Source organism: Deltaproteobacteria bacterium, from assembly GCA_020845895.1.
Classification (GTDB): Bacteria; Lernaellota; Lernaellaia; order JACKCT01; family JACKCT01; genus JADLEX01.
This window is the reverse complement of sequence record JADLEX010000027.1, coordinates 36,126-49,082: the sequence shown is the minus strand read 5'-3', so window position 1 is coordinate 49,082 and position 12,957 is coordinate 36,126. Positions and strand designations below refer to the sequence as shown.

12 protein-coding genes are annotated in these 12,957 nt (G+C 63.6%); 7 read left to right on the top strand and 5 right to left on the bottom strand.

The features are described from left to right. Positions 1 to 23: 23 nt before the first annotated feature. The 4 genes from IT350_03400 to IT350_03385 form a co-directional block, all read right to left on the bottom strand. Complete coding sequence (locus IT350_03400; protein MCC6157071.1) at positions 24 to 1,232, bottom strand: DUF3570 domain-containing protein; 1,209 nt, start codon at positions 1,230 to 1,232, stop codon at positions 24 to 26. Positions 1,233 to 1,245: 13 nt separating this feature from the next. Next, entirely contained in the window at positions 1,246 to 1,473 is a 228-nt protein-coding gene (locus tag IT350_03395; GenBank protein MCC6157070.1) for a DUF4266 domain-containing protein, read from the bottom strand. Between the two features lie 254 nt (positions 1,474 to 1,727). Continuing rightward, the gene (locus IT350_03390) at positions 1,728 to 2,849 is read right to left on the bottom strand and encodes an MBOAT family protein (protein ID MCC6157069.1); all 1,122 of its coding nucleotides are present in this window, start codon (positions 2,847 to 2,849) and stop codon (positions 1,728 to 1,730) included. Next, the gene (locus IT350_03385) at positions 2,846 to 3,994 is read right to left on the bottom strand and encodes a hypothetical protein (GenBank protein MCC6157068.1); all 1,149 of its coding nucleotides are present in this window, start codon (positions 3,992 to 3,994) and stop codon (positions 2,846 to 2,848) included. Before IT350_03385 ends, IT350_03390 begins: the two co-directional genes overlap by 4 nt. A gap of 615 nt (positions 3,995 to 4,609) precedes the next feature. Between IT350_03385 and IT350_03380 the strand changes: the two genes are divergently transcribed. From IT350_03380 to IT350_03350, 7 genes are all read left to right on the top strand, one after another. Continuing rightward, entirely contained in the window at positions 4,610 to 5,539 is a 930-nt protein-coding gene (locus IT350_03380) for a TerC family protein (GenBank protein MCC6157067.1), read from the top strand. Positions 5,540 to 5,636: 97 nt separating this feature from the next. Beyond that, positions 5,637 to 6,509, top strand: coding sequence for an FAD-dependent thymidylate synthase (locus tag IT350_03375; protein MCC6157066.1), 873 nt, complete (start codon positions 5,637 to 5,639; stop codon positions 6,507 to 6,509). A 59-nt stretch (positions 6,510 to 6,568) separates the two neighbouring features. Next, a complete protein-coding gene (locus tag IT350_03370; GenBank protein MCC6157065.1) occupies positions 6,569 to 7,675 on the top strand; it encodes an AAA family ATPase in 1,107 nt (368 codons plus the stop codon). Positions 7,676 to 7,875: 200 nt separating this feature from the next. Next, complete coding sequence (locus IT350_03365; protein ID MCC6157064.1) at positions 7,876 to 8,208, top strand: hypothetical protein; 333 nt, start codon at positions 7,876 to 7,878, stop codon at positions 8,206 to 8,208. A gap of 321 nt (positions 8,209 to 8,529) precedes the next feature. Further along, positions 8,530 to 10,395 (top strand): 2-oxoacid:acceptor oxidoreductase subunit alpha, encoded by a 1,866-nt coding sequence (locus tag IT350_03360; GenBank protein MCC6157063.1) that lies wholly within the window; start codon positions 8,530 to 8,532, stop codon positions 10,393 to 10,395. A gap of 5 nt (positions 10,396 to 10,400) precedes the next feature. Further along, the gene (locus IT350_03355; protein MCC6157062.1) at positions 10,401 to 11,417 is read left to right on the top strand and encodes a 2-oxoacid:ferredoxin oxidoreductase subunit beta; all 1,017 of its coding nucleotides are present in this window, start codon (positions 10,401 to 10,403) and stop codon (positions 11,415 to 11,417) included. Between the two features lie 227 nt (positions 11,418 to 11,644). After that, positions 11,645 to 12,046 (top strand): hypothetical protein, encoded by a 402-nt coding sequence (locus IT350_03350; protein MCC6157061.1) that lies wholly within the window; start codon positions 11,645 to 11,647, stop codon positions 12,044 to 12,046. Between the two features lie 96 nt (positions 12,047 to 12,142). Here the strand turns inward: IT350_03350 and IT350_03345 are convergent, their stop codons facing one another. Further along, positions 12,143 to 12,952: a dienelactone hydrolase family protein gene (locus tag IT350_03345; GenBank protein ID MCC6157060.1), complete on the bottom strand. Its 810-nt coding sequence runs from the start codon at positions 12,950 to 12,952 to the stop codon at positions 12,143 to 12,145. Positions 12,953 to 12,957 lie beyond the last annotated feature (5 nt).

Here is a 12,957-nt window from a genome sequence, read left to right as displayed (position 1 = left end):
CACCACGCCAAGGCCAGGTGGAATCACCACGCGAAGGCGAGATACGCGCGGCCGATGACCGCGTGGTAGCCGTCCTCCACCGCCTCGCGCGAGGTCTGCGTGTAGTCGTCCGCGCCGACGCCGCCCGTCACGTGCGTTCCCTTGATTGCGTTGCCGTGATCGATCAGCGCAATGCGCGCGCCGATGAGCGTCGACGAAAATTTCTGCATCGCAGGCGCGGAGGTATAGAACTCGTCGACGCCGTTGCGCGCCGTCATCATCGTGTAGTCCGATTCCGACTGCGTGTACCACCGCGCGTGGAGTTTGAGCAGCGCCCACGGCGCGAGATACTGCCGCCATTCGCCTGTGAACGTGTGGGAATCGATCGCCCAGTCGTCCGTATAGTAACGATACCCGCCCTCGAGCGCCGAGCCCGCCCACAGCGCGTGGATCACGCGCGCCGACGCCGCGTAGCGCGCGCGGCGGTGCGGCAGGCGCTCGATATCGAGCCGCCACTCGTCGCCGTCGTACTCCACATCCATGTCGCGCTCGGGGTCGCCCAGCGCGCCGCGCTGGAAAATCGCGCTGCCCACGATCTGCGCGATCGCGCGTCGCGACAGCGTCTGCGTGAGGCCGATGTTCACGCCGTCCACGTCCTTGGGCTTGGGAAAATCCTCGGCCCGCCCGATCGCCTCGTCGCCCGATTCGACCGTGTCGAAGTTGTGGAAGTACGTGGCCGCCAGCGTCGTGTTGCGCATGGCGAAGTTTTGCGCGAGCGTGCCGTACACGGTGTTCGAGAGGTAGTTCTTTTCGCTCGAATACATGTAGCCGCCGCCGAGTGTGGTCTCGTCGATCTCGGCCGAACCGAACGCCGACAGCTCGACGCGTCGTTTGTCGCTGATGTCCGGCGTGTCCTCGAAGAGCCCGGTTTTCGTGCCCGAGTTGTAACCGCCGACGAAGCCGCCGAGCTTGTTGCGGCGTTCCTCGCGCGACGCGCCGGAAAGGCCCGTCACGGTTTTGTCGTGATAGCGGTTTTGCGGCGTGGCCGACGAAATGCCGTCCACCACCGCCTTCACGCCGAGCAGGTAATGATCGTGGAATTCGTTCTCGTACTTCATCGCGCCGGTGACGATGTAATTCGCCGCGTCGTCGGCGAAGCCGTTCACCTGCGTCTTGAGCGAGTCGGCGGACGAAACCGAAGCGATCAGGACGGTCAGGATCAGCGAGAGTGATCGTGCAAGATTTCGAGACATGTTGTTCGTCCCGTCACTTGCAGCCGCAGCCGCCGGACGCTCCGCCTTGGCCGCCGGCCGATCCTTCGCGCGTCTCGCACAACTTGGCGAGGTAGGCCGCGTCCAGGTCGTCGTAGTCGAACTGCATGATCGGGTCCGCGAGCACCTCGCGCTCGAACGGCTGCACAACGGCGCACGACGTTGCGCCGAATGCGGACGCCGCGAGCGCGAATGCGAGAATCCACCAGACGAAGTTGCGCATGTCGAACGACCCCGGAAAGCCCAAAAAAACGCGGCGAAAACGGTTGGGAGATGTTTTCGCCCTGAATGTCCACATACTACACGGTTTGTTCGGATTTGTCACAAACGCCGTGAATCGCTCGGAATCGCGTAGGGTTCAGAACGTCACATAAAGGAACGACAGACTCTCGGTGGTCGTGAAGAGCACGATGAGGGCGATCAGCGCGTACCAGAACGCCGCGTGGGCGAGGTCGATCAGAAACTCGCGAAGGACGCTCATGGAATCGCCCCCGTGAAAAGCCGCGCGAAAACGGCCAGCGCCGTGCGTGTGTCGCAGGCGAAAAACACCCAGCCCGCCGCGACGAAGTGGAGCGTCAGCGCCCAAGCGGCGACTGTTTTCCAGATCGACGGCGCACCCGCGGGATATCGGCGTCGCCACGCACGGTAAACGATCAACCCCACCGCGTGCCACAGGCCCCAGATCAGGTAGTGCGCCGCAAAGCCGTGCCACGCGCCGATGGCGGCGAAAACGATGGCGGTGTTCGCGATCTCCCGCCCGCGCCCGGCGCGGTTGCCGCCGAGCGGAATGTACACCGCGTCGCGCAGGAACGCGGTGAGCGACATGTGCCACGCGCGCCAGAAGTCGCGGATGTTCGCCTTCAGGTAGGGGCGATCGAAGTTTTCCTCGACGCGGTAACCGGCGAGCCGCGCCATGCCGATCGCCGCGTCGGTGTAGCCCGAGAAATCGAAATAGATCCAGAACGTGTATGCCCACACGGCGAGGACGAGGTCGAGCCACGCGGCGTCGGCGGGATGCGCGAGCGCCGCCGTCATGGGTTTGAGCGACGCGGCGAGAATGCGCGTCTTGGCGATGCCGACCAGAATCCGCCGCGCGCCGAAGGCGAGGTCGTCGATCCATTCGCGCCGTTCGGCGAGATTCGCGCGAAAGCGATCGAAGTTCTTGATCGGCCCCGCGGGCGCGGTGGCGAACAAAAACAAATGCGCCGCAGCCTCGCCTGTCGTCGCGCCGGCAACCCGGCCGCGCCGCGTTTCGATCAATGAAGAAAGCGCGTGAAAGCACAGGTACGACAGCCCCAGCGGACGTAGCGCCCCGGCTGGGTCGATCGCCTCCCACGTTTGAAACACGACCAGCACGGCGATGACGGCGCACGCGGCGGGCACGAATGCCCCGGCGCTCCCTCGCTCGATGCGATGCCGGGCCACAAGCGCGAACGCGCCCACGGCCAAGCTGATGGCCGCGCCCCCGGGCGAGATGCGCGCCAGCAGCGCGACGGACGCGCACGCGACAAGGCCGTGACGCAGGTTTCGCGGCGCGAGGCGTGCCAGCGCGATAAGCGCGAGCAGGATCAGCGCGTCGGTCCACGTCGCGAGAATCACGGTGCGGCTCCGTCATCGCCCAATCGCGGAAGGATCGTGCCCGCCAGCGCGGCGGCGAGTTGGTCCGCCCCGGCCGTGTTGAGGTGGTCGTTGTCGGCGAAGCCGCCCGGCGCGACGGTATCCGTGGTGTCGACGAAGACGCCGCCGTTTGCTTCGGTCGCCGCGCGGATGCGTGCGAGGTTGTCCGCGTGGCGCGCCCAATCGACCAGCGCGTGTTCATCGGCGAAGGCGCGGTTCATCGGCGTCATGAAAAAGACGGGCGTCATGCCGCGTTCGCGAGCGATGCGTGCGCACGGCGCGATGAAGCGAAAGACGGGGTTCGCGTCATCGAGCGGCGGCACGTCGTAGTATTTTTTCAGCACGTCGATCGCCCAGGGGTCCCAGCGCTTCTCGCGCCAGTCGGTACGACCCGCGCGGCGAAGCAATCGGTCGATCGAGCCGCGCACGCCTGAATACACAAAGACGCGGTGGTAGCTGTCGATCAGCTTGCGCGGGTGCGTGCCGAGCAGCTCGGCGCTGATCCAGTCACGATTGCGAAAGAAGAACCACGCGTAGTTTGCGGTGCGCGAGACGGCGTCGCCACGCGTCTTAGGACCGCGCCGGTCGGGCGGGATGGCGAGCGCGTCGGCGGCATCGAACCCCGCGACGCGGTCGAGCGATGCGTCGTAGAGATCGTAGAAACGCAGCGGCCGCGCGATGTCGTATGCGCTGAAATTCTTTGGATTGATATTGTACACGGCCACGTCGCCGGGCTGCGCGCGCAGCAGGCCCGTCATGTAGAAAAAGTCGGGGATCTTCGACGCGGTCAGACCGAGGTTCGCCGCGCTCCATGGGGCGGGGAGCCGCGCGCCGATGCGGGCGGGCACGGTCTCGCCGGGCGCGAGACGCACCCCCTGAATGACCGAATCGCCGATGACGTAAACGCGTTGCGTGGGGTGCTCGCCGAGGTAGGCGATGTACTCGCGCAGAAAGAGGTTGGTGTCGCGCGGCAGGCGGAACGCGCCCGATGCGAACCGGCGGGCGAGATCGGCGCGCAGGGCGATGTCCGTCGCGACGAAGGCGAGGACGACGAGCACCGCGACGCGGATCGGTCGCCGCGCGGGATGCCGCAATGAGCGTTTGTCGGGATCGGTTCGGGTCGCCACCGCACTCGCCGGGATGATTCGCGACACCATACACCGGCGCGGCGGAGGTTCAAAAGGCGGCGAGCCAACTGACAGAACGCAGTTCCTCTGTTCCGCGCCCCTGGAACATCCCCCGCGCCGGGCTGTCGAACGATTTATCCACAAGAAGGTGTCCGGGGCCCTCGAAAGGGCCGAATCACCCTGACGACAACAAAGGACCCGCACGGGTCCGACCTTCCAAACCGACCGAGGGAGACACCGCCTCCTCCCCCACGTGATCCGGCCCGGCCCCGTTCCCTCGTCGGTTTCTTTGACCTCTTCAACGTTGTCCGATTCGCCGCGACACGCCGTAAGCGATTCCCTCTATGACCGAGATCAGGAACCTGAACGCGAACGCGTTGTCAGTACCTGTAGATCGCCGCCACACCCGGCGGTCAGCGCGAGAGAAGGCCGGCTCCATGCTTCGCCTTCGACCGCAACGCAAGCCCACGCAACATTCTCCCTCCTACGGGTGATCGAAAGATCACCCCTTTTTTTGGAGGAGAGCGGACGCGACGTTCGGACATGCGGTGCGTCACCTTTCCCGCACCGGAAGACTTCGGGTAAAAGTGCGTGCGCGTAACGTGGGGAGGTTCGATGGAAGGTTCGATCGGCAGCCCGCTCATGTGGGCCGTGTTCACGGGATTCATCCTGGCGATGCTCGCCCTCGATCTGGGGGTGTTTCACCGCAAGTCGCACGTGGTGACCACGCGCGAGGCGCTGGGGTGGAGCGTGGTGTGGATCGCCCTGTCGCTCGCCTTCAACGCGTGGATTTATTTCGCCCACGGCGCGACCAAGGGACTCGAGTTCCTGACCGGCTATCTGATCGAGAAGTCGCTGTCCGTCGACAACATCTTCGTCTTTGTCCTTGTCTTCACCTTTTTCGCGGTGCCGCCGCTCTATCATCACCGGGTGCTGTTCTGGGGCGTGCTCGGCGCGCTGGTCATGCGCACGATTTTCATCATCACCGGCGCGGCACTCCTGGAGCGCTTTCACTGGATCATCTACGTCTTCGGCGCTTTCCTGGTGGTGACCGGCATCAAGATGCTCCTGCAGAAGGAGCACGGCGTTCACCCCGAGAACAACCCGCTTGTGAAGCTCGTGCGCAGAGTGCTGCCGATCACGAACGACTACCGCGGCGAACGGTTCTTCGTGCGCGAAGCGGGCCGGCGCATGGGGACGCCGCTGTTCATCGTGCTCGTCACCATCGAATTCACCGACCTGATCTTCGCGGTCGATTCGATCCCCGCCATCTTCGCCGTCACGCGCGACCCCTTCATCGTATACACGTCCAATATCTTCGCGATTCTGGGACTGCGTTCGCTGTATTTCCTGCTCGCCGGGATCATCGACAAGTTCCACTATCTCAAAGCCGGCCTCGCGCTCGTGCTCGCGTTCGTCGGCACGAAGATGCTCATCATGGGCGTCTACAAGATCCCCATCGGGCTCTCGCTCGCCGTCGTGGCACTGCTGATCGCGGGATCGGTTGTCGCGTCGCTCGTGTTTCCGAAGAAAACGGCGGGGTGAACGCGGCAGGCATGGAGCGTCGGGCGTCCGACCCCGCCTTGACGGGCGCGGCGCAAGGTCGCTAAGGTCCGGTCGATTTCCCTCCCCGGAGTTCCCCATGGCGCACCATTCGACCCCCGAGGCCGACGCCCTGCTCGACCGCGAATTTCCCGTGCTGGACAAGGGCTTCGTGCGTCTCGTGGACTACATGGGCGGCGACGCGCGCATCGTGCAGTCGGCCCGCGTGTCCTACGGCGCGGGGACCAAGACCGTGCGTGAGGACAAGGGCCTCATCGACTACCTGATGCGCCATCAGCACACCTCGCCCTTCGAGCAGGTGGTGCTGACGTTTCACCTCAAGATGCCCATCTTCGTCGCGCGCCAGTGGGTGCGTCACCGCACCGCGCGGATGAACGAGATCTCGGGCCGCTACTCCATCATGCGCGACGAGTTTTACGTGCCGCTGGATGAACACGTGCATTTTCAGAGCGCGTCGAACAAGCAGGGCCGCGACGAGGACCGCGAGGTGCCCGCGGAGGTACGCGCCCGCTTCCGCGACGATCTGGCGCGCATGAACCGCGAGGTGTATGCGCACTACGAGGCCGCGATCGAAAGCGGCATCACGCGCGAGCTGACCCGCATCAACCTGCCGCTGTCGCTCTACACCGAGTTCTACTGGGAAATGGATCTGCACAACCTGTTTCATTTCCTGCAACTGCGCATGGACCGGCACGCGCAGCTCGAAATCCGGCTCTTCGCCGAGTGCATCGCGGGGATCGTCCAGGTCGTCGCGCCGTTCGCGTACGAGTCGTTCGAGCGCCACACCCTCCGCGGGCGGCGGTTCTCGTCCGACGAGATCGCGGCGATCCGCGAAATGATCGCCGGGCGCGAGCCGAAGCTCACCGGCATGAAGCTGCGGGAACTGCGCGAAAAACTCGGACTGATCGAGCCGAGCGACGAGATCGAGCCGGCGCCGGGGGCCGGGTCGTAAGGACGGCCGTCTTCATGATAGGTTGATCTGCGCGTTGGAGTTGGTTTCGGAGGCACACGATGTTTTCGTCGCTGTATGTCGACAATTTTCGCTGCCTGACGAATCTCGAAATTCGTTTCGGCGACCTGTCTCTGTTGGTTGGCGAGAACGGAACAGGGAAGAGCTCGGTGATCGACATTTTGTACAGATTGAGGGATCTGGCGTCTGGCCGTGCCAAGGCGGTGGAACTGTTCCCGGCTGCCGACCTGTGCCATTGGGACCAGCGAGCCGTTCAGGCATTCGAATTGGCTGCTGACCTCGAAGACGAGGCATTTTCCTATCGGGTCGAAATCGAACACGATTCAGGGCGGCGGCGAAGCCGCATCATCGTCGAACGGGTGACACTGGGCGAACGTCCGCTCTTCGAATTTCGGCAGGGGCAGGTCCAGCTTTACCGCGACGACTACTCAAAGGGACCAAGCTACTCTTTCGACTGGGGTTCTTCCGCGCTGTCTTCGCTGCTGGAGACCGGTTCCAACAGCAAGCTCGTCAAGTTCCGAAAATTCCTGTCCTCGACGCTCGTCGTGCGGCCGGTACCGCCGAACATGACGTCGTTTTCCGAAACTGAGGAAGCAATTCTCGAAAGAGACGGTTCAAATTTTGCGTCATGGTTCAGACATTTCACGCTGGAGCATCCGTCGGACACCTTCGAACTCCAAAAATCGCTCCAGGAGATATGGCCGGGATTCCACGAATGGCGTTACAGCCAGTTCTCCGAAGAGACAAGGACGTTCCGCATCGTGCGTCGAACACCCGACGGTCGCGCCGTGGATACGAGATTCGATGCGCTTTCGGACGGCGAGCGTGTACGACTGCTGCTCTACGCGCTCCTCGCGGCGATCCGGAGTGATAACCGCGTGCTGGTGCTTGACGAGCCGGAGAATTTTCTCGGGCTTCGAGAGATTCAGCCCTGGCTACTGGAGTTTCGCGATATCGTCACGGATTTCGAAGCGCAGGGTATTATTGCATCGCACCATCCCGAGCTCATCAACTATTTGGGGCGCGACGACGGGATCTGGATGCGACGGGACGGTGTGGGACCGACGCGCATCACGGACGAAGCGCCAACGATCCCGGAGGGCGGCGTTTCGCTCGCTGATTACGTCATTCGCGGTTGGACGGACTGATGCCGGGCTTGCAACTGATCGTCCTGTGTGAGGACAAACAGCACGGAGCGTTCGCGTCACGGTTCCTGAAAATGCGAGGCTTCGAGAGACGGTTTCGAATCGAAAAGATCGGAGATCGGCCCGCTGTCTTTCGTCGATTCGAGCAGGAGGTTCGCACTCTCAGAGCGATGAGAAACCGACGGCCCAGCTTGCGATTGGTTGTGCTCGTCGACGCCGACAACGAGGAATTGGACGTCTTGCATCGCGAGCTCGTCGGACCGAAGTCCCCGATCGCGAGTGAATTCCGCGAGGTGGAAAACATTGTCGCGTTATTTCTGCCGAAGCGAAACATCGAGACGTGGATCCGATTTCTGGAAGGCTCTCCCGTAGACGAATCGACCCCGTACCCGAAGGAACACAAAGGCCGCGAACGCAAATGCGCGGAGGCCGCTCGCACGCTCGTCCGTCACTGCCAGTCCGAAAAATTCCCGTCGCCGCCGCCATCGTCCCTGACGCGCGCGTGCGACGAGTTCGACCGGGTATTGCGTACGTAGTCAGGCCGATATGCCGCGCCTGGGGCCGGGTCGTAAGGACGCTCGCGGAATTTGCCGTTGTCGTTCGCGCGACGGCGCCGAACCGCCATTCCATGATCCACGCAATTGACAGCCCCGGGTCAAGGGCGTAGGAACTGGCCGCGAGAGGGCGAAAAACCGGCGGAGTTTCGGCCGATTGGCCGGGCGCCGGGCAGGGCATGAACGCGTCAGAACCCGACATCTCGGCAACGCACCGCGCCGCACGGACCTTTGGGGATCGGGACGGCAAAGGGGCCGGAGCACGCGCGGGAATCCATTCGCACACGGGATTTTTTTCACAACATGGTTGAGACCAACGTAACGACGGGTGCGCCGGAGCGTCCGGTGCACGATGTGGAATCGGTCGTGATCCGCTTCGCCGGGGATTCCGGCGACGGCATGCAGGTCACGGGCACGCAGTTCACCACAACGAGCTTCATGGTGGGCAACGACTTGTCCACGCTGCCGGACTTCCCGGCCGAGATCCGCGCGCCGCAGGGCACGCTGGCCGGCGTGTCCGGCTTTCAGCTTCAGTTCAGTTCGCAGCCGGTTCACACGCCGGGCGACCGGCCCGACGTGCTCGTGTGCATGAACCCCGCCGCGCTGAAGGTGAATATGAAAGACTTGCCGCCGGGGGCGATCATCATCGCCAACAGCGACGAGTTCAGCGACGGAAACCTGCGTAAGGCGGGCTTCGCGGGCAATCCGCTCGAAGACGGCGCGCTGGAGGGCTTTCAGCTTTTTCGTGTGGACGTGACGCGACTGACGCGCCAGGCACTCTTCGAAACGGAACTGTCGAACCGCGAGAAGGACCGCTGCAAGAACTTCTACGCGCTCGGCCTGCTCTACTGGCTCTACAACCGGCCGCTCGACGCCACGGTTGCGTGGATCGGCGAAAAATTCGGCAAGAAGCCCGAGATCGCCGAGGCCAACGTCACGGCGCTGCACGCGGGCTACCACTACGGCGAGACGACCGAGGCGTTCGCCGCGACCTACCGCGTCGCCCCCGCGACTATCGCATCGGGCACGTACCGCAATGTCACCGGCAACACGGCGACGGCGCTCGGGCTCGTGACCGCGTCGCAGCTTTCGGGTCTGTCGATCTTCTACGGCAGCTACCCCATCACCCCCGCGTCCGACATTTTGCACGACCTGTCGCGATACAAGAATTACGGCGTGGTGACCTTTCAGGCCGAGGACGAGATCGCGGGCATCTGCTCGGCCATCGGCGCATCGTACGGCGGGAGTCTGGGCGTCACCGCCACCAGCGGCCCGGGGCTCGCGCTCAAGTCCGAGGCGATGGGCATGGCCGTTTCGATGGAGCTGCCGCTCATCGTCATCGACGTCATGCGCGCCGGGCCATCGACCGGTTTGCCGACCAAGCCCGAGCAGGCCGACCTGCTCATGGTGCTCTTCGGACGCCACGGCGAATGCCCCATGCCGGTGCTCGCGCCGGGCACGCCGTCGGAATGCTTCGACATCGCCATCCTCGCGGCGCGGCTCGCCGTCCGCTACATGACCCCGATGGTGATCCTCTCCGACGCGTTTCTCGCCAACAGCTCCGAACCGTGGCGCGTACCCGCCGCAGCCGACCTGCCGCCGATCGAGGTGGAGTTCCGCACCGATCCCGAGGGCTTCGGCGCGTATCGGCGCGATCCCGAAACGCTGGCGCGGCCCTGGGTCAAGCCCGGAACGCCCGAACTCATGCACCGCGTCGGCGGTCTCGAAAAGGACGCCGTGACGGGCAACGTCAGCTACGATCCCGCCAATCACGAAATCATGGTGCATACGCGCGCCGAAAAAATCGCGCGCATCGCCGACGCGCTGCCGCCGCTGGTGGTGGACGGCGAGCGCGAGGGCGATCTGCTGATTCTCGGATGGGGCTCGACCACGGGCGCGATCTCGAAAGCCGTGGCGACGCTGCGCGAAGAAGGGCTGCGTGTCTCGGGCACGCACTTGATTTCGCTTGCGCCGTTTCAGAAGGATCTCGGCGCGCTGCTCGCTGGTTTTCGCCGCGTGTTGATCCCCGAACTCAACACCGGGCATCTGCGCTTTTTGTTGCGCGCCACGTATGGCCTGGAGGCGACGGGCCTCAATAAGATTCAGGGGCGTCCGCTTCGCGTCGACGAGATCGCCGACGCCGCGCGCGCGCTGCTGGTGGAGAACTGATCGACATGGTCGCCGAACAAAAACTGACGAAAAAGGATTTCACCTCCGATCAGGAGGTGCGCTGGTGCCCCGGCTGCGGGGACTACGCCATTTTGACCGCCGTGCAGAAGACGATGCCCGAGCTCGGCATTCCGCCGCACAACGTGGTCTTCTTCTCCGGCATCGGCTGCTCGGGACGATTCCCGTATTACATGAACACGTATGGATTCCACGGCATTCACGGCCGCGCGCCGGCCTTCGCCACCGGTCTCAAGATGATGCGACCCGAGCTGTCGGTGTGGATCGTCACCGGCGACGGCGACTCGATGTCCATCGGCGGCAATCACTTCATCCACGTGCTGCGCCGCAACGTCGACGTGAAGATCCTGATGTTCAACAACCGCATCTACGGCCTGACCAAGGGACAGTATTCGCCCACCAGCGAACAGGGCAAGAAGACGCGCTCCACGCCGTACGGCAGCCTCGACAACCCCTTCAACCCCGTCTCGGTGGCGCTCGGTGCGGGCGCGACGTTCGTCGCGCGGGCGATCGACGTCGAGGTGACGCACCTGACCGAGATGGTCAAGGCCGCCGCCGCGCACAAGGGCGCCGCGTTTGTCGAGATCTATCAGACCTGCGTGGTCTTCAACGATGGCGCGTTCGAGAACATGACCGACCGCAAATCCAAGCACGACACGGTGCTGTTCCTCGAGCACGGCAAGCCCATGGTGTTCGGCAAGAGCCGCGACAAGGGCATTCGTCTGCGCGGCCTCACGCCCGAAGTCGTGACCATCGGCGAAAACGGCGTGACCGAAGCCGATCTGCTCGTTCACGACGCCTACAGCAACGATCCGGTGTATTCGTTCCTGCTGTCGCAAATCCTGCCGCCGGTATTCCCCACACCCGTGGGAATCCTGCGCTCGGTGCAGTTGCCCACCTATGACGCGCTCAACCGAGACCAGCTCGAAAAGACGACGGCCAAGGTCGGGCGCGGCGATATCGATACGCTCCTGCGCTCGGGAGAGTTGTGGACGGTTAGTTAAGCCGTCGACAGCGTCCGCGTAACTAGCTGATTTTTCTCATTTTGTCAAACTTCCGCATTTTTGTATTTGGTGAAGTTGTAAATAGTTTTTGCAATTTTCCGGGTGATAAATTTTTGTTGCAATTCGCGAAAATTTGTCGTAAAGGTGTGTATCCGCATGGTTCATGGGTTGGGGAAGAGCCCTGCGGGTATCCTTGTCGCGCAACAACGGAAAATCTGGAGGGGAACATGGCTCTGACGACTCTGCGCAATCGAATCGCGGGAAATCTGGGAGACCTGGCGTCGCACAGCGGAACGCCTTCGCTGTCGGGCCTCACCAAGGTCTGTTTCTGGGTCATGGCGGACGACGCCGCGGACGGCGACATCTTCCACTTCGTCAAGTCGGGCGGCAACTGGGGCTCCGTCCAGAACGGCGGCGTCGGAACGGGCACCAAGGACACGCTCGTCTTCGTCGTCTCCCGCGCCACGTATCTCGCCCTATGGCAGTACTGCGATCCGCCGCAGGAATCGAATTTCAACACGACCTTCGGCAACGCGCGCACGGCCAAGAAGCTGTCGGAGTACGCCTACAACAACAGCGGCGCGGCGTATCCGGTTCAGGAAGGGGTGTGGATTCTCTGGAAAGCGTGATCGCCTGAAAATCGCCGATTTCTCGACGCGCCGGATCGACGGATCCGGCGCGTCGTCTTTGGATTACCGACGGTCGGCGCGTCCGCTACCTTGGGTTCACGCGAAAATCTCCGCCAGAAAGTCCTTCATCGCCTGCCACGATTTCACGTCGGCGGAGGCGTTATACGCCGCGCCCTTGGATGGATCGAATCCCGCGGATTTCTGCGTGAACGCGTGAACCGCGCCGGGATATCCGATAAACGTGTACGTCACGCCCGCGTCGTCCATTTCCTTTTTGAACGCGGCGACCTCGTCGGCCTTCACGAAGGGATCGGCCTCGCCGTGCAGCACCAGCACCTTGCCCTGGATGTTTCTCGCATCGGCGGGCGTGGGATTGTTCAGCGTGCCGTGGAAGCTCACCACGCCCAGCAGCGGCGCCCCGGAACGCGCGAGTTCGAGCGCGCCCATGCCGCCGAAGCAGTAGCCGATCACCGCGACCTTGGCGGGATCAACCTGCGGCTGCGACTTGAGAGCCTCCAGCGCTCCCGCCGCGCGCGCCCGGAACAGTCCCCGATCGTTCTTGAACTTGCCCGCCTGCGCGCCGGCCTCGTCGGGATTCTTGGGCCGAACGCCCTTGCCGTAGATGTCGGCGACGAACGCGACATAGCCCAGCGCCGCGAGATGATTCGCCACGGTGAACTCGTGCGCGGTCGGCCCCATCCACTGGTGAACGACCAGCACGCCCGGGCGCGGCGTCGTCGCCTTGTCATCGAAGGCGATCGTCCCCTCGAAGGCATCGCTCCCGATCTTGTATTCGAGCGGCTTCGACACCACGGTCGCGTGGGCCGAGCCCGCCGAAAGCGCGATCAGCACGATCACCGATGCGAGAATTCCCAAGCCCCAAAGCGTCCTCGCGTGCGTCGTCATCGCGT